The 17,486-nt window shown below is 65.2% G+C and carries 15 protein-coding genes; 8 read left to right on the forward strand and 7 right to left on the reverse strand.

Annotated elements, in window-relative coordinates; genetic code table 11:
* Nucleotides 1-50: 50 nt before the first annotated feature.
* From QM590_RS19555 to QM590_RS19580, 6 genes are all read right to left on the reverse strand, one after another.
* Entirely contained in the window at nucleotides 51-1,529 is a 1,479-nt protein-coding gene (locus tag QM590_RS19555; protein ID WP_269596078.1) for an HNH endonuclease signature motif containing protein, read from the reverse strand.
* 140 nt (nucleotides 1,530-1,669) lie between these two features.
* A complete protein-coding gene (locus QM590_RS19560; protein ID WP_269596077.1) occupies nucleotides 1,670-2,245 on the reverse strand; it encodes a DinB family protein in 576 nt (191 codons plus the stop codon).
* Between the two features lie 5 nt (nucleotides 2,246-2,250).
* On the reverse strand, nucleotides 2,251-2,994 hold the full coding sequence (locus QM590_RS19565; RefSeq protein ID WP_269596076.1) for a CPBP family intramembrane glutamic endopeptidase: 744 nt from the start codon (nucleotides 2,992-2,994) through the stop codon (nucleotides 2,251-2,253).
* A gap of 19 nt (nucleotides 2,995-3,013) precedes the next feature.
* Complete coding sequence (locus QM590_RS19570; protein WP_269596098.1) at nucleotides 3,014-4,285, reverse strand: YhgE/Pip domain-containing protein; 1,272 nt, start codon at nucleotides 4,283-4,285, stop codon at nucleotides 3,014-3,016.
* 113 nt (nucleotides 4,286-4,398) lie between these two features.
* A complete protein-coding gene (gene msrA, locus QM590_RS19575; RefSeq protein WP_068054290.1) occupies nucleotides 4,399-4,911 on the reverse strand; it encodes a peptide-methionine (S)-S-oxide reductase MsrA in 513 nt (170 codons plus the stop codon).
* Nucleotides 4,912-4,968: 57 nt separating this feature from the next.
* Complete coding sequence (locus tag QM590_RS19580) at nucleotides 4,969-6,000, reverse strand: NADP-dependent oxidoreductase (RefSeq protein WP_269596075.1); 1,032 nt, start codon at nucleotides 5,998-6,000, stop codon at nucleotides 4,969-4,971.
* Between the two features lie 75 nt (nucleotides 6,001-6,075).
* Here QM590_RS19580 and QM590_RS19585 point away from each other — a divergent pair, with 75 nt between their 5' ends.
* The gene (locus QM590_RS19585) at nucleotides 6,076-6,912 is read left to right on the forward strand and encodes an HAD family hydrolase (RefSeq protein ID WP_269596074.1); all 837 of its coding nucleotides are present in this window, start codon (nucleotides 6,076-6,078) and stop codon (nucleotides 6,910-6,912) included.
* Nucleotides 6,913-6,991: 79 nt separating this feature from the next.
* On the opposite strand, the gene QM590_RS19590 is transcribed toward QM590_RS19585, so the two are convergent.
* A complete protein-coding gene (locus QM590_RS19590) occupies nucleotides 6,992-9,226 on the reverse strand; it encodes an N-acetylmuramoyl-L-alanine amidase (protein WP_269596073.1) in 2,235 nt (744 codons plus the stop codon).
* 217 nt (nucleotides 9,227-9,443) lie between these two features.
* On the opposite strand from QM590_RS19590, the gene cobM reads away from it, so the two are divergent.
* The 7 genes from cobM (at nucleotide 9,444) to QM590_RS19625 (ending at nucleotide 17,393) form a co-directional block, all read left to right on the forward strand.
* On the forward strand, nucleotides 9,444-10,187 hold the full coding sequence (cobM, locus tag QM590_RS19595; RefSeq protein ID WP_094687481.1) for a precorrin-4 C(11)-methyltransferase: 744 nt from the start codon (nucleotides 9,444-9,446) through the stop codon (nucleotides 10,185-10,187).
* A complete protein-coding gene (gene cobF, locus QM590_RS19600) occupies nucleotides 10,184-10,933 on the forward strand; it encodes a precorrin-6A synthase (deacetylating) (RefSeq protein ID WP_269596072.1) in 750 nt (249 codons plus the stop codon). The genes cobM and cobF overlap by 4 nt, the downstream gene beginning before the upstream one ends.
* Nucleotides 10,934-11,000: 67 nt before the next feature.
* A complete protein-coding gene (glf, locus tag QM590_RS19605; protein ID WP_176460223.1) occupies nucleotides 11,001-12,230 on the forward strand; it encodes a UDP-galactopyranose mutase in 1,230 nt (409 codons plus the stop codon).
* Complete coding sequence (locus QM590_RS19610) at nucleotides 12,227-14,134, forward strand: glycosyltransferase (protein WP_269596071.1); 1,908 nt, start codon at nucleotides 12,227-12,229, stop codon at nucleotides 14,132-14,134. Before glf ends, QM590_RS19610 begins: the two co-directional genes overlap by 4 nt.
* Nucleotides 14,112-14,648, forward strand: coding sequence for a phosphatase PAP2 family protein (locus tag QM590_RS19615; protein ID WP_052047296.1), 537 nt, complete (start codon nucleotides 14,112-14,114; stop codon nucleotides 14,646-14,648). The genes QM590_RS19610 and QM590_RS19615 overlap by 23 nt, the downstream gene beginning before the upstream one ends.
* Nucleotides 14,645-15,550 carry a decaprenyl-phosphate phosphoribosyltransferase gene (locus tag QM590_RS19620; RefSeq protein ID WP_068054311.1) on the forward strand — a complete coding sequence of 302 codons (906 nt, stop codon included), beginning with the start codon at nucleotides 14,645-14,647 and terminating at the stop codon, nucleotides 15,548-15,550. Before QM590_RS19615 ends, QM590_RS19620 begins: the two co-directional genes overlap by 4 nt.
* Nucleotides 15,528-17,393 (forward strand): arabinofuranosyltransferase AftB family protein, encoded by a 1,866-nt coding sequence (locus QM590_RS19625; protein ID WP_269596070.1) that lies wholly within the window; start codon nucleotides 15,528-15,530, stop codon nucleotides 17,391-17,393. Before QM590_RS19620 ends, QM590_RS19625 begins: the two co-directional genes overlap by 23 nt.
* Nucleotides 17,394-17,486 lie beyond the last annotated feature (93 nt).

Below are 17,486 nucleotides of genomic sequence, written 5' to 3' on the forward strand. Positions count from 1 at the left end.
GCCCCGCACCGGTGTTCTCGGTGCGGGGCTGGAGTGGTCTTTGGGCGGGTTCAGGCGATGTGGGGGCCTGCTCGGGCGTGGGATGGTCTGGGTTGTCGGTAGGGGTCGACGGTTGCGGGTGGGATGATCCCCCGCAAGCGGGAGGTGCCCCCACAGGGGTGGTTGTCGGTGCCGATGAACACTTCCCAGTCGCTGTGGTGCATGAGGCGGTGGTGGAACCCGCACAGTAGGACGAGGTTGTTCATGTCGGTGGGTCCGCCGTCGCCCCAGTGCCAGATGTGGTGCCCTTCGGTCCAGGCGGCGGGTTTCCCGCAGCCGGGCAATGCGCATCCGTGATCGCGGGCGGTGAGGGCTCGGCGTTGTTTGGCGGTGACGGTGCGGGCGGTGCGGGCGAGGTTGAGTGGGTTGCCGTCCTCGTCCATCACGATCGCGGTCAGGACACAATCACACGCCAACTGGCGAGAAGTGTTGCGGGAGAGCGGTCCCATCCACGGCAACCACCCGACCGAAGTGCCGTCGCCGAACAGGTCGCGATACGCGCCACGATCAGAGGTCGCACCGCGGTCACCTTGACCTTCATCTTCACTGCCACTGCTACTACCGGTGTCACTGTCGGTGTGGGCGGTTCCGGTGCCCGATTCTCCAACGGAGTCGGGGTGAATCGGGCCACCGGTGTTGATATCGACCGGATCTGCTGTGTCGGTGTCGGATTCTGTTGCTGCGCCTGAGGTTTCGTCGTCGGTGATGTCGTCCTCGCCTCCGCAGCTCCGGAGGTCGATGAGGTCCTGCAACCGGATGTGCAGGTTCAGGTGCGGGCGTTCACCGCCTTCGATTGGGCGATCGCTCGCGGCGAGGTACTGGTCGAGGATCTGTCCGAAGGCGTCGGCTCTGCGCTTGGCGGGGCTGCGGTCGTCGTGGCTGCCGTCGGCGGCGGGGTGGGGTTCGGTCAGCGGGGAGAGGGCAGTGAGCAGTTTCTCTCCGGTGACAGCATCGAAGTCTCCTTTGAGTACCAGCCGCCCGTTGAGGGTTGTGGAGGCGAAGAGTTCGTTGCGGTCGGTGTTCTCGGCGGGTGGTTTCTTGCTGCCGAAGCTGTCTTCGAGTCTGGTGATCGCTGCTCGGATCCGGCCGGTGCGCGCGTCGGGCCCTGTCGCAGCTTTGATCAAGGCGGCGCGCGCGGCATCGCGACCCTTTTCCGGGAGGTGTTCCGGGGGTGTTTCGGCGAAGGTGAGGATCAGGGCGGCGTGGTCGATGGTCATGACGCCGGTGTTGACGGCGTCGGCGATGTCGGGAAACGCAGCCATGCCGCGGCCGAGGGCGACGATCTTGGTTGCTTTGGACGGTGAGAGCAGGGTGGTGGAGGTCAGCCATCCGGCGGGTCCGGGGAAGCCGAGCTTCTCCCGGCTCACGCGGGTGTCGATCTCGGCGACGAGAGCAATCCGGCGAGCCTCCAGCAACTGGATTCGGTGGGAGACCGCGGTGGCGTCGGCGAGGAGTTCGCTCTCGCTCAGTTGCCAGATCTCCGTGGTCATGGAAGCAAGTGTATCGAACGTGCGTTCGACTGGCAATCATAGTGCAATCGAAAACTATTGTCCTGCATAATTATTCGAGGTCCAGAACCTGTCGGTGGCGTGTGATAGGCGTTGGTGGAACCTGACGTCAGGTGATGTGCTCAGTCAGCATCTCTGGCAGCGGTTTCCAGCTCGGCTCGATATGCGGCCCACCAGGCTGCGTCGCCGTCGGTCATGTTCTCGTTGCCGAGTCGTAGGCCTACGGCGTTGTCGATGAGTTCGCGCACGATGTCCGCATGTCCAGCGTGCCGGTTGGTTTCAGCCACGAGGTGCACGAGCACGCGATGCAGGGTTACCTCCTGCTTCTCGACGGGCCAGTGCAGGACGCGTCCGACAGTGTCGAGGTCGTTCGTTTCGATGGTCCTGTCTGCGTGCTTCCAGGCCTCGCGATACAGGGCGACAATGGATTCGGTCGATTCGTCGGCAGTGGCCCACATGTCGGAGTTCAGCCGGGCCATGGCCGCTGCCTCCAATTCCGCGAACCGAGCTGGAAACTCACGTCCGAAGGTGGGGCCGAAGTAGCCGTATTCGACGATCGACAGGTGCTTGATCAAACCCAACAGGTTCGTACCGGTCGGCGTCATCGGCCGCCGTCTCTGGTACTCGGTGAGGCCGTCGAGCTTCCACAGCATGTTCTCGCGGGCGATCCGCAGATACTGGTGCAGCTCGTCCTTCATGCCGTTCAGCTCACCGACGCGTGCCAGACGAGAGCGGCAGCCAGCGCACCGAGTCCGTTCAACGACCAGTGCAGGGCGATGGGCGCTATCAAACTGCCGCTACGACTACGCAGCCACGTGAACACGACACCCGCCGCCGCAGTCGCCACCACGGCCAGCGCTATGCCGACGATCTGCCCGAACAACCCGCCGCCGAGAAAACCGCTCAGCCCCACGTTGCCCGCCGTCAGTCCCAGCGAGGACGCGATATGCCACAGACCGAACAGCAGAGACCCTGCAGCGAACACACCCCGCGCCCCATAGATGCGGCCCAAGGTGCCGTGCAGCACCCCGCGGAACGCGAGCTCTTCCGGGATGACGGTCTGCAGGGGGATGACGATCATCGATGCGACGATGGCAGCGGAGACGGTTGCGTATCGATCGGCCATGAAGAACGGGCGAGTCAGTGGCAGCAACGCGCCGATCGCGACGACGGTGAGGACGACCCCGACGGCTCCGAGTGCGTACAGGGAACCGGTCTTCCACTGCTTCGGAGACAGTCCCAGTTCGGCCCACCCCAATCCGCGTCGGTTCGCCAGGACGACCAGCAGAACAGCGGCGATCGGAACCGTCGCGATACTGGCCCACACCGTGGTGAAGTGCGCGATGAGGTTGGTGCCCACGAGCACGAGGACGACGATGGCGACGTCGAGGTAGGCGTGGAAGGCACGTCGGGGTTCAACGCTCCCGGCCGTATTCACAGCAAGCATTGAACCGAGTGTACTGGCGTCAGCTGTGAGCACCCGATGAATCGAGGCTTCGGTCGAGGCCTTTGCCGTCGTAGATGCGGGTGAACACCACGCCGAACACGAGTCCGATGAGCAGCCCGAGAGACGTCATGCCCACCGAGTGCTGCAGGCCTGCGTCGAGCGAGGCGTTGAAATACAGGATCGAGCGGGTGCCGAGGAAGATCTGATGCATCGGCTCGAACTGCGCGAGCCAGGTGAAGATCGGCGGACTCGCTTCGAGGGGGATGGTGCCGCCCGATGACGGCAACGCCAGGATGATGAACACGATCAGATTGATCAGCAATCCGGCCGTGCCGAACGCAGACATCACCGCCAACGCCGTGACGCCCACCGCGGTGATCGCGAAAGCGCCGTACGTCCACAGGGTCCATGCATGGGTGATCGGCATGCCGAGCAGATGGCTGATCAGCAGATACAGGGCAGACACCAGCATGGCGAGAACGACCATCACGAGCCATTTCACGAGCAGCGTCTGGAAGCGGTTGATCAGGGTCGGTCCGCGGTGGATGTACTTGGGACCGATCTCCGTGGGTGTGAACCCGAGTAGTCCGTCGACGAGTGCGCTGACGATGGTCGCTCCGGTGAAGCCGGCCAGGACGAGCAAGAGTGCGTAGTAGAAGGCGGACAAGCCACCGCCGGTGCCGTCGGGCAGAGGATCGTATTGGGCAACGATCACATCGATCGGTTGTGCGAGGGTGAGGGCACTCGCACCGGCGAGCTGAGTATCGCCGAGCTGCTGGCGCACCTGTTCGCTGATCTGTTGTCCCACAGTTTCATTGACCGACTCGAATGCCGGTGACGCCACTCCGGTCACGAGCGACATCCCGAAACTGCCGGCACGTGGGTTGGTGTAGACCGTGATGATCGGCTTCTCGACGTCCCCGGGAATCACACTCGCCTGAGCGAGGATTCCCATCCTCTTGGTGAAATCGCTCGGGATGACGATGGAACCGTAGGCCTCGGCCGTCGACAGCAGTGATTGTGCCTGCGCCGGACCGACTTCCCGGAAGTCGACCTTCTCCGAATCGACGTTCTGCAGCAGACCGTCGACGATGTCGTTGCCGATGTTGCGCTGCTCGCCTGCGAGGGTGTCGCCCTCGTCCTGGTTGACGATCGCGATGGGGAGGTCGTGCAGATTGTTCCTGGGGTCGAGCACACCGCCCAGGTACAGCGCGGCGAGGAACGACATCAGTGCCGACACCACCAGGATGGGCGCGAGCCAGAAACGCGGCGAACGAAGGACGTCGGCCATCGACCGAGGGGTTCTGTCGGAGGTCACCGGATCAGTGTCGCAACTTCGGCTCCCATGTGCGCGTTTATTCGTAGCAGGCTACGAGTAAACGCGCACATGCGGCGCAGCCGCTCCTAGGCGTTGGCCCGACGCGGCAGCTTCCATTCCGGACGCACCCAGTGGCAGGTGTATCCCTCGGGGTACTTCTGCAGGTAGTCCTGGTGCTCGGGCTCGGCCTCCCAGAAATCTCCGGCCGGGGTCACCTCGGTGACGACCTTTCCTGGCCACAGTCCCGACGCGTCGACGTCGGCGATGGTGTCCTCGGCGACGCGCTTCTGCTCGTCGTTCAGGTAGAAGATCGCGGAGCGGTAGCTGGCTCCGATGTCGTTGCCCTGACGGTTCTTGGTGGTGGGGTCGTGGATCTGGAAGAAGAACTCCAGCAGATCGCGGTATGTCGTCTGGGTGGGGTCGTAGACGACCTCGAGGCCCTCGGCGTGATTGCCGTGGTTTCGGTACGTCGCGTTGGGGACCTCGCCGCCGGTGTAGCCGACGCGGGTCGAGATCACTCCCGGGAGCTTGCGGACGAGCTCTTCGGCTCCCCAGAAGCATCCTCCGGCGAGAATGGCGGTTTCGGTGGCTGCAGACATCGTTGCTCTCCTATTTCTTTATCGGTCGATACGTGGGGTTCAACGAACGAGGCGGCGTCATAATTCCGAGTCGTGGGTGCGTTCGCCGACCTCGAGAACCAGCTTGCCGGTGTTCGCCCCGTCGAACAGCAGGTTCAGGGTCGATCCGAAAGCGGGGACGCCGCCGATCTCGATCTGCTCGCGTGCGGTCATCTTGCCGCTGGTGAGCAGTTCGGACAGCGCGTCGATGCCCTCCTGGTAGCGATCGAGGTAGTCGAAGATGATGAACCCCGTCATCGATGCCCGATTGATCAGTAGCGACAGGTAATGCGCCGGGCCGGGCTGCGGGTCCGTCGCGTTGTAGCCGGAGATGGCTCCGCACAACACCACTCGCGCTCCCTTGCGCAGTCGGGAGAGCGCGGCGTCGAGAATTTCGCCGCCGACGTTGTCGAAATACACGTCGATGCCCTTCGGTGCGGCCGCCTTCAGACCCTTGTACACCGACTCGTTCTTGTAGTCGATCGCCGCGTCGAAGCCCAGTTCCTCGGTGAGCCACGCGCACTTCTCGGGTCCACCGGCAATGCCGATCACAGTGGCTCCCTTGGCTTTCGCGATCTGCCCCGCAATGCTGCCCACGGCTCCGGCGGCTCCGGAGATCACCACGGTGTCGCCCTCGGTGAGCTTGCCGACGTCCATCAGGCCGAAGTACGCCGTCAGTCCGGGGAAGCCGAGCGCGCCGAGCCAGGTGGGAGCAGGCGCGATGGATTCGTCGACCTTCTGCACCCCCGTGCCGTCCGACAGTGCATGCTCGGTGACGCCGAACGAACCCGAAACGATCTCTCCGACTGCATAATCGGGATGGCGAGATTCCAGCACCCGGCCCACGGCGTGCGCCCGCATCACCTCGCCGATGCCGACGGGCGGCACGTACGAGCGCGCATCGTTGAGCCAGCCGCGCATCGCCGGGTCGAGAGAGACATAGTCGACGGTGACGACGAATTCGCCGTCACCAGGAGTGGGAATCGGTTCCTCGGTGAGGTTCCACGTCGATTCGTCGGGACGTCCCACCGGGCGCTGAGCCAGCCGGATCTGACGGTTCACAGATGTCATCTACCGTTCCTTCCACATCGAAGACGTGCATGTCGAAAACAGGGCACTTCGACACTAGGGCAGAATGACGTCACGATGACCAACGCGCCGAACACCACCCGCCTCGCCCCCCGACTCGTCGCAAGCGACGTCGACGGCACCTTGCTCGACCAGCACGAACGTGTCACCGAGCGCACCAAGCGCGCCGTCTCGGCCGTCGTGGCCGACGGAGTTCCCTTCGTGCTGTCCACCGGCAGGCCGCCGCGGTGGATCCACCCCGTCGTCGATCAGCTGGGATACGCGCCGATGTCGGTGTGCGCCAACGGTGCGGTGATCTACGACGCCGCCAACGATCGCGTGCTCAGCGCCGAGACGCTGTCGGTCGAGACGCTGCAGTGGTTGGCCGACGTCGCGTATCGCGCGCTGCCCGGCTGCGGACTGGCCGCCGAGCGAGTGGGCCGGACGGCGCACGACTCGGCGACGCCGCAGTTCGTCAGCTCCTCGGGATACGAGCACGCCTGGCTGAACCCGGACAACGTCGAGATGACCGAGGACGACGTGGTCGACGTTCCGGCCGTCAAGCTGCTGATCCGGTTGTCCGGCTCCACCAGCGGACACATGGCCGACATCCTGTCCCCGCTGATCTCCGGTCGAGCCGACCTGACGTTCTCCACCGACAACGGACTCATCGAGCTGTCGGCACCGGGCATCACCAAGGCATCGGGCTTGGCCAAGGTCGCCGAGACGCTGTCGGTGGACGTCAAGGACATCGTGGCCTTCGGCGATATGCCCAACGACGTGCCGATGCTGTCGATGGTGGGACTGGGCGTGGCGATGGGCAACGCGCATCCCGCTGCCGTCGCGGCGGCGAACGAGGTGACCGTCACCAACGCAGAAGACGGAGTGGCACAGGTTCTCGAACGCTGGTGGTGACCCTCGGGTCTCCCGGCATATCCGAACACGACAAGGGCCGAGTCACCGTGGTGACTCGGCCCTAGTCGACTGTCGGAACTCAGCCCGCGGGTGCGGGCTCCGGTGCGGGAGCAGGCTCAGGCACAGGAGCCGGTTCCACCGGCGCCGCGACGGGGTTCTGCATCTCCGCGTTGTAGGTGTCGTTGTACGTCTTGATCACGGTGGTGACGATTCCGGTGAGCTCGTTGAAGATCAGCGAACCGTTCTCGAAGTCGGTACGGAAGCCCTCCGGCACCCGGAACTCGTCGGTGATCGGCAGGCCGAGGATGCCGTCTACGCCACCCTGCTGCACGTACTGCTGGAAGATCTTGCCGATGACGGCCACGGCCTGACCGGCCATGTTGGTGATGATCTCGCCGTTGGCGAATTGCGCCTTCTCGCGGCCGCCGCTCACCTGCACCAGGCCGCTCACCGGAACGCCGAGCGAGCCGGTTTCTCCGCCCGATTCCAACCACTTCTGTGCGACGGGACTGGTCGACGCCAGTCGCTGCAGCTCGGCGACCAGGGCCGGGATGTTCTCGCCCAGAGTGGAACTGGCGTCGGTGCCCGGGCGTGACGGTGCCGGGTCGGTCACCGCGGTGTCGGGTGCGGTATCGGGAGCGTCGGGCGATACCGGAGTGGCATCTCCGCCGCCGCCGAGGTTTGCCGCAGCGATGTCGCGGATTTCTCCGAGTCGTGCGTATCCGGCGTCACCGGGGCATTCGGTGTTGCCGACATCGCGGTGGCCGAAGATCACCGGCAGGTCGACGCTCTGGCCGCGGCCGACGAACGTGAAATCCGTTCCCTCCGAGGTCATCGTGGTGGTGCCCTTCGGGTCGAGACCGGCCTTGCCGAGTCGCCATCCGAGGAACTTGCCGACCGAATCGATGGTCTCCTGCGAGGGATCCTCGTTGGAGTAGTCGCCCATCATGGCGATGCCCATCGTGTTCTCGTTGAACCCGCCCGAGTGTGCGCCCTGGACCGGCTTGTCCAAGCCGCCCGCGCGGCCCTCGAAGATCTGGCCGTACTTGTCGACGAGGACGTTGTAGCCGATGTCGCACCAACCGAGTGTCTGCGCGTGGTAGGCGTAGATGGCGCGGACGATCTCGGCCGATTCGGACTTGGAGTAGTCGTTGCTGCCTGCGGTGTGGTGCACGGTGGCACCGCCGAGGAAGTCGTCGACAGTCGGTGTGGCGCAACGGATCGACTCGTCGGCACCCCACTGAGCGCGGGTGATGACCTTGGGGCTCGCGTCACCGGCGACGGGCGTGGCGATGTCGTTCAATGCCGAGTCGACCGGCGACGTGCCGGGGGTGATGAGTACGGCACTGATGTCATCGACCGCAGCAGCCAACTGATCCACCGTGCCTTCCGGCGCGGCTTCGGGCTGGGCGGGATCTGCTGCAGGTGCCTCGACTGCAGGTGCCGGTGCCGCGGGATCGACAGGTGCCGGATCCTGTTGACGCAGAGGCGTGCTCGACGACGCCGGGGTGTAGCCCAACGGCTGTTCGGCAGCAGCGGGCACCTCGGCCGGGGCGTCGGCAGCAGGCAGCTCGACGACCGGAACCTCGGGAACCGGTGCAGTTGCGAAGCTTTCGGGAGCTGCACTACTCGTCAGCGGCGTCAGCAGCACCTGCACTGCATTGGTCAGTCCGACGAAGATCGGTTCGGTGCCTTGCTTTTCCGCAGCGGGAACGGCGTCGCTCGCAGTGGTGTCCACCGGCGCAGTCTCGAGCCACGGGCCCCAGGATCCGTCCTCGAGCTGGCGGCGAACCTGAGCGGCTGCACCGTCGAGCTGCTCGGAGGTCAGGGCCACCATGCTGAAGGGGGTGTCCTGCTTGATCTCCTTGACGGCGGCACCGAGCGGTGGGCCGGTCGGATCGGCAGCTTCCGGGTTCACGGGCAGGGGACTGACCGGCGCGGATGCATCGACCCGGGGAACGGGTGCCTGTGCTGTCGCGTTGCCCGGCGCGGGCGTGGTCAGGCCCGGGATGTCCGGGATCTCGATCGGCGGGATCACGATGGAATCCGGCAGCGGTAGGTACTTCAGATCGGAGAGCCGCAGATCCGGCAACGGCAGTCCGGTGAGTTCCTGCAACGGAATGACGATGTCCGGTGCGGAACTCAGCGCGGTCTCGACGATCTTGGTCGGCACGGTGACCGGGGTTGTCTCGTTGGCCGGTCGAACTCCGGTTGTCGTGCTGTCGGTGAGGCCTGCGACCGCAAAGGGGGTTGCGACGGCCAGTAGTGCGACAGCACCGAGAACGATCGACGGCTTCGTTCGACGGTTCGGCAAGGCGGTACTCCCTGGTTGTTGGTAGGTACGCGTCGTAGGATCTCCAGCTACTGAACAACATGAATCACATCAGCAACATGAGTCCCATCAGACACAAGGCTAAACCTTAGCTTGACAGTTAGCCATCGGCGGGAAGTTCGAGTGGCGCGGCGCGTCGGGGCTTGCACTCCTGGGTCGTTCCGCAGGCTCCACTCCTGCCCACCTACGCTTTCGAGCTGTGACTGTGCACTTCATCGGAGCCGGACCGGGCGCTGCCGACCTGCTCACGCTGCGAGCCGTCGAGCTCCTGCGATCGAGCCCGGTCTGCGTCTACGCCGGCACCTACATCGACGACGCGATCCTCGAACATTGCTCCGCGGGTACCCGGCTGGTCGACACCGCGAAGCTCGACCTCGACGCCATCACCGAAGAGTTGGTCGCTGCCCACGAGCGCGGCGAGGACGTCGCGCGCCTGTGCTCGGGCGATCCGTCCCTCTACTCCGCGTTGGCGGAGATGTCCGCTCGACTCGACGCCGCAGGCGTGCCCTGGGACGTCACCCCGGGCGTTCCTGCCTACGCGGCCGCAGCCGCCGCACTGGGCGTCGAGCTGACGGTTCCGGAAGTGACGCAGTCGGTGGTGCTCACCCGCGCACAGGCCCGCTCGACGGCGATGCCCGATACCGAGGCGCTGAAGAACTTCGCCGCCACCAGGGCGACGCTCGCGCTGCACCTGGCGATCACCCGCACCCGCATCATCGCCGACGAACTGACCGAGTTCTACGGTCCCGAGTGCCCCGCCACCGTCGTCTTCCACGCCAGCAAGCCGGACGAGCTGATCCTGCGCGGCACTTTGGCCGACATCGCAGATCAGGTCGAGGCCGCCGACCTACGACAGGCGGCGGTGATTCTGGTGGGGCCAGCCCTGGCTCGACGCGTCGTCACCGAATCCCACCTGTACGACGCGTGCCGGGACCGCTCGTGAGAATCCATCTGATCGGCATCGGCGGTGGACACCCGGATCAGGTGACCGTCCAGGCCGTCGAGAAACTGCGGGCCGTCGACGTGTTCATCGTCGCGGACAAGGGTGCCTCCGTCGGCGATCTCGCAACAGCCAGGCAGGAGATCCTCGAACGCCATCACGGCGGTAGCTACCGGGTGATCGAGGTGCCCGACCCGCCACGCGACCGATCGCCCCGGCAGTACGAGACCGCTGTCCTCGATTGGCACGACGCCCGCGCCCGCGCCTACGCCGATGTGCTCGACGGCCTCGCCGACAGCACCGTCGTCGGATTCCTCGTCTGGGGAGACCCCGCGCTCTACGACAGCACGATCCGCGTCGTCGAGCGGCTGGCCGCGTTGCGCGGCGACATCGAGTTCGATGTCACACCCGGCATCTCCAGCGTGTCGATGCTGGCGGCGAGTCACCGCCTCGTGCTCAACCGCATCGGCGGGCCGATCGTCATCACCACCGGCCGCAACCTGGCTGCCGACGTCGCCGCCGGTCTCGACAACCTCGTGGTCATGCTCGACAGCAATCTGGCCTGCAGCGCGCTGACCGGCGCAGGGTGGGGCATCCACTGGGGTGCCAACCTGGGGACGGCGGACGAGAAGCTGGTGGCGGGTCCGCTCGACGACGTGCTGGGCGAGATCCGCCGCGCCCGCGAGAAGGTCAAGTCCCAGCACGGCTGGGTGATGGACACCTACCTGCTTCGACGCCTGCCCGGTTGACCTCCGACCGGCCGACCGACGCCTGGCGGGGCAGAGCGGTCACGATCGTCGGATACCCTGGTTGCCCGTGACTGCTGTAAGCCCCGAGACCACCTCTTCCGACGCCTCCGTGACCGGCCGATACGACCTCATCGTCGTCGGATCCGGGTTCTTCGGACTGACCGTGGCGGAGCGGGCGGCGTCCCAGTTGGGCAAGCGTGTCCTCGTGCTGGATCGGCGGCACCACCTGGGCGGCAACGCGTACTCCGAGGCCGAGCCCGAGACGGGTATCGAGATCCACAAGTACGGCGCGCATCTGTTCCACACGTCGAACAAGCGGGTCTGGGACTACGTCAACCAGTTCACCGATTTCACGAGCTACCAGCACCGTGTCTTCGCCCTGCACAAGGGCCAGTCGTATCAGTTCCCGATGGGCCTGGGCCTGATCTCGCAGTTCTTCGGCAAGTACTTCTCGCCGGCCGAGGCGCGGGCACTCATCGAAGAGCAGTCCGACGAGTTCGACTCGAAGGACGCGCAGAACTTCGAGGAGAAGGCGATCTCGTTGATCGGGCGCCCGCTGTACGAGGCGTTCATCAAGGATTACACCGCCAAGCAGTGGCAGACCGATCCGAAGAATTTGCCCGCGGGCAACATCACCCGGTTGCCGGTGCGGTACACGTTCGACAACCGCTACTTCAACGACACCTACGAGGGACTGCCGGTCGACGGCTACACCGCGTGGCTCGAGAAGATGGCCGCCGACGAGAAGATCGAGGTCCGGTTGAACACGGACTGGTTCGACGTCAAGGCCGAGCTCGTGGCCGAGAGCCCCGACGCTCCCATCGTCTACACCGGCCCGCTGGACCGTTACTTCGACTACTCCGAGGGCGAACTGGGCTGGCGGACAATCGATTTCGAGACCGAGGTACTCCCGACGGGTGACTTCCAGGGCACCCCGGTGATGAACTACAACGACGGCGACGTGCCGTTCATCCGGATCCACGAGTTCCGTCACTTCCACCCCGAGCGCCAGTACCCGACCGACAAGACGGTCATCATGCGCGAGTTCTCCCGCTTCGCCAAGAGCGGCGACGAGCCGTACTACCCGATCAACACTCCCGACGATCGGCAGAAGCTCGAGGCCTACCGCGACCGCGCCAAGGCCGAAGCCGCCGCAAGCGGAGTGCTGTTCGGTGGCAGACTCGGTACCTACCAGTACCTGGACATGCACATGGCCATCGCGAGCGCGCTGAACATGTACGAGAACACCCTGGCCCCGCACTTCGAGACCGGTGCACCCCTGGCAGGCGACAAGTGACCGCCAAGCACCTCCTCGAGGACGGCATCGCCGACGCCGCGCCGGTTCTCGGCAAGTCACTGTTGCAGCGAGTATTGCTGCCGCGCTCGGGTGAACCGCTCGACGTGCGCACGCTGTACCTCGAAGAAGCGCTCACCAACGCCAAACGGGCACACTCGCTCTCGCGGACCTCGGTCACGATCGGCTCCGAGTCCGAGGTGTCGTTCTGTACCTACTTCAACGCGTTCCCGGCCAGCTACTGGCGGCGCTACAGCGTCCTGAAGTCCGTGGTGCTGCGCGTCGAGGTCTCCGGACACTGCCGAATCGACGTCTACCGGTCCAAGGCCGATGCGTCGCGCATCCACGTCGAGGGCCGCGAGGCCGTGGACGGCGATGCGGCACAGGAGTTCCTTATCGACCTCGGTCCGTTCGAGGACGGCGGCTGGATCTGGTTCGACATCACCTCCGATTCCGAGGTGGTGCTCGAGAGCGCGGGTTGGTATGCGCCGATCGACGCGCCGGGCGAGGCCACCGTCGCGGTCGGTATCCCCACGTTCAATCGCCCGACCGACGCCGTCAAAGCGCTTGTGGCACTTGGCTCCGATCCGTTGGTTCTAGACGTGATCCAGGCCGTCATCATGCCCGATCAGGGCACCCGCAAGGCCAAGGACGAGCCCGGATTCGACGAGGCCGCAGCTGCCCTCGGCGGCAGACTCGCCATCCACGATCAGGCAAACCTCGGCGGGTCCGGCGGATACAGCCGCATCATGTACGAGGCACTGAACAACACCTCGTGCCAACACATCCTGTTCATGGACGACGACATCGAGATCGAGCCCGATTCGATCCTGCGGGCGCTGGCCATGTCGCGATTCGCCAAGGTCCCCACGCTCGTCGGTGGCCAGATGCTCAACCTGCAGGCGCGCAGCCACCTGCACGTCATGGGCGAAGTGATCGATCGCGGCAACTTCATGTGGACCGGCGCACAGAACGTGGAGTACGACCACGACTTCTCCGAGGACCCGCTGCGCACCAGCAAGCTGCTGCACCGCCGCATCGACGTCGACTACAACGGCTGGTGGATGTGCATGATTCCGCGCGTCGTCGCCGAGGAACTGGGGCAGCCACTGCCGCTGTTCATCAAGTGGGACGACGCCGAATACGGCTTGCGCGCACGGGAAGCCGGCTACCCGACGGTGACACTGCCGGGCGCGGCCATCTGGCACATGGCGTGGAGCGACAAGGACGACGCCATCGACTGGCAGGCGTACTTCCATCTGCGCAATCGCCTCGTGGTCGCATCGCTGCACATGCCGGGGGACGGCAAGGGCCTGGTGCTCGACACGATCAAGGCCACGGTCAAGCATCTGCTGTGTCTCGAATACTCGACGGTCGCCATTCAGAACCTCGCGATCCGCGACTTCCTGGCCGGCCCCGAGCACATCCTCGAGATCCTGCCCACCGCGCTGCCGACCGTGCACGCGCTGCGCAAGGAATTTCCCGACGCCGTCGTCGTGGGCAGTTCCACGGAGCTGCCCCTCGCGTCCGGTGAGGAAGTGGGATCCGTCGGGCTGCCGACCAACCCGCTCGCCAAGATCAGCCGGTTGGCAAAAGGCTTGCTGCACAACGCAAAGCCCGCGCACACCCAGCATCACGACCGCCCACAGCTCAACGTCCCGACTCTCGACGCGCGCTGGTTCCTGCTCTCTCAGGTCGACGGCGTCACCGTCACCACCGCCGACGGCCGGGGCGTCGTCTACCGCAAGCGAGACCGCGCTCAGGCCGCGGCGCTGCTCAAGGAAGCACTGTCGCTGCGCAAGCAGTTGGCGGCCGAATTCCCCGCCCTCAAGGCTCGGTATCGCGATGCCGTGCCGCACCTGACCAGTAAGGAAACGTGGGAACGTGTCTTTCGTTACCAGGCGTAAGGGCCAGACCGAGGCCCCGACGGAGGTCAGGATCCTCGAGAAGGTGCAGAGCACCGTCGGCAGTGCCCCCGGCGCTATCACCGTCGCCCGCGGCATGTCGCACTTCGGCGAACACGCACTCGGCTGGGTCGCGATCGCCGGTATCGGTGCTGCGCTGGACAAGCCGCGTCGGCGTCAGTGGGCCTCGGTGGCAGTCGGGGCAGTGGGCTCCCACGCCGCGTCGATCGTCATCAAGCGAATCGTGCGTCGGCCACGTCCCCACGATCCGGCCGTGCGCATCAACGTCTCGACGCCCAGCAAGCTGAGCTTTCCGTCCTCGCATGCGACATCCACCACAGCCGCCGCGGTTCTCCTCGGCCGGGTGACCGGGCTACCGTTACCGGCGGTCCTCGTCCCACCCATGCTGCTCTCGCGCTTGGTGCTCGGAGTCCATTACCCCACCGATGTGCTGGCAGGATCTGCACTCGGCGCGTTGACGGCTGCGGCCGTCGTGAAGTTCGAAGGAGACAAATGAGCGAGGATGCCGCACCCGTAGGCGCGCCGCCGAAGAACCTGGCGGACGGCATCGTCAAGGCGCTTCGTCCGCGTCAGTGGGTCAAGAACGTCCTGGTGCTCGCTGCACCGCTGGCCGCGGGCTCGGTCACCGACCCCGACGTACTGCTGTCCGTCGCGCTCGCATTCGTCGTGTTCTGCTTCGCCGCGTCCGGGGTCTACCTCGTCAACGACGCCCTCGATGTCGAGGCCGACCGCGCACACCCCACCAAGCGGTTCCGGCCGATCGCCGCGGGCGTGCTGCCCGTCAACATCGCCTACGCGATGGCCGTGGTGTCCTTCGCCCTCGCCATCGGTCTTTCGTTCCTCGCGAACTGGAAGCTGGCGCTGGTCATCGGCGTCTACATCGTGATCCAGCTGGCCTACTGCTTCGGTCTCAAGCACCAGGCCGTGCTCGACATCTGCATCGTGTCCTCGGGCTTCCTGTTGCGCGCGATCGCCGGTGGCGTCGCCGCGTCGATCCCGCTGTCGCAGTGGTTCCTGCTGATCATGGCGTTCGGATCGCTGTTCATGGCTGCCGGTAAGCGCTACGCCGAGCTGCAGCTCGCCGAACGCACCGGAGCGAAGATCCGCAAATCGCTCGAGAACTACACCACCACGTACCTGCGATTCGTCTGGACGCTGTCGGCAACGGCCGTCGTCATCTGTTACGGCCTGTGGGCGTTCCAGGAAGACGCGGGCACGGACGCCAACTGGTTCGCGATCTCGATGATTCCGTTTACCATCGCAATCCTGCGATACGCAGTGGATGTCGATGGCGGCGAGGCAGGCGAACCCGAAGAGATCGCGTTGGGAGACAGGGTTCTCCAGCTACTCGCCATAGCGTGGATCGGAGTGGTTGGTGTCGCTGTCTACCTCGCCTGACCAGCGAGACGCGCGAGAAGAGAACTCCGCTCGGGCATCGATCACCCGGCCCGTCTTCTGGATCGGGACCGTGGTCACCGGGGCGTTGTTCCTCTGGGGTGCGTGGGAGCGCCGCTGGATCGCCGACGACGGGCTGATCGTGCTGCGCACCGTCCGCAACCTGCTGGCCGGCAACGGACCGGTGTTCAACGCGGGCGAACGAGTCGAGACCAACACCAGCACCATCTGGACGTACCTCGTCTACGCAGGCAGTTGGCTGAGCGAGGGACGCCTCGAGTACGTCGTCCTGACGATCGCGCTCGTACTGTCCACGGCGGCCGTCGTCATCGCGATGATCGGCACGTTCGTGCTGCGAGGGCGTACTGCGTCGAAGACCCTGTTCCTGCCCGCAGGCGTCCTGGTCTACATCGCGGTTCCTCCTGCCCGCGACTTCGCGACGTCCGGCCTCGAGACCTGCCTTGTCATCTTCTGGCTGGCGATGCTGTGGCTGCTGATGGTTCGCTGGGGTCAGCGCCGGAGCGGTGGCGCCGAGCTGCTGCTGCTGGCGTTCTTCGCCGGCCTCGGCCCGCTGGTGCGTCCGGAACTGTCCATCGTGGCGGTGCTGGCCCTGGCGATGATCTTCCTGGCCCCGCAGAGTTGGTTGTCCAGGCTCCGAGTGTTCGTTTTCGCCGGAGCCGTGCCGGTGCTCTACCAGATCTGGCGGATGGGCTACTACGGCCTGCCGTACCCCAACACCGCGGTGTCGAAGGATGCAGGCGGAGCCAAGTGGTCGCAGGGGTTCGAGTACCTGTCCAACCTCGTGGGCCCGTACCTGCTGTGGCTGCCACTCGCACTGCTCGTCGTCGGTGCCGTTCTGTCGGCCTCCCGAGTGCGGTTGTCCCTGCCCCGCACCGTCGGCGGCTGGCTCGCAGCGCTACGGACGCCGACCGCCGTGGTCGTCTTCGTGTTGATCAGTGGCCTTCTGCTGGCTTTGTACGCGATTCGCGTCGGCGGCGATTTCATGCACGGCCGCACATTGTTGCCGGCATTGTTCACGCTTTTGTTGCCGATTTCGGTGCTGCCGGTCGCCCTTCCGAAACGGTGGTCTGCAGACCGCTCCACCGCGATATTTTTCGCCGATCTTTTCGTCTGGGGCGGCATCGTGGTCTGGGCCGTCGTGGCCGCCAATACGACGGGTATGCCGCAGGGTTCGATCGTCGGCCGCAGTGGCATCGTCGACGAGCGGGCGTTCTACTCGCTCAACACCGGGCACGCCCACCCGATCCTGGCCTCGGACTACCTCGACTACCCGCGGATGCGTGGGATGGTCGAGGCGATCGAGGACACTCCGGACGGCGGCCTGCTGTTGCCGTCGGCGCAGTTCACGTACTGGGATGTCGTTCCCCCGCCGCTCCCCATCCCGGAGGGTGGCTTCGGTCACACCGTCTTCTTCCTGAACCTCGGAATGACCAGCATGAACGTCGGCCTCGACGTGCGGGTCATCGACCAGATGGGGCTGGCGTACCCGTTGGCGTCGCACACCGAGCGGCTCGAGAACGGCCGGATCGGACACGACAAGAACCTGTATCCGGACTGGGTGGTGGCCGATCTCGGCCTCGTCGCCGTTCATCCGTACCTGCCCTGGTACATGGACGAGGACTGGGTCACCGAGGCTCAGGTTGCCCTGACCTGCCCCGACACCCAGGAACTGCTCACCTCGTATCGAGCTCCGTTGACGAAGGAATTGTTCGTCCGGAATGTCAAGCGTTCGCTCTTCTACGCCGGATATCGGTTCGATCGGGTGCCGAAGTACGAAATACAACGATGTGATCTTCCGGCCCCGATATTGAAGGCGGACAATTAGTTGTCCGAACACGAAAAGGTCACCGGGTTGCGCCGAATTGGTGTCGACGCCAAGATGAGCTATCTCGATCATGTAACGGGGGTCGTCCTTCGC

The organism is Rhodococcus sp. IEGM 1372 (assembly GCF_030056835.1).
Classification (GTDB): Bacteria; Actinomycetota; Actinomycetes; order Mycobacteriales; family Mycobacteriaceae; genus Rhodococcoides.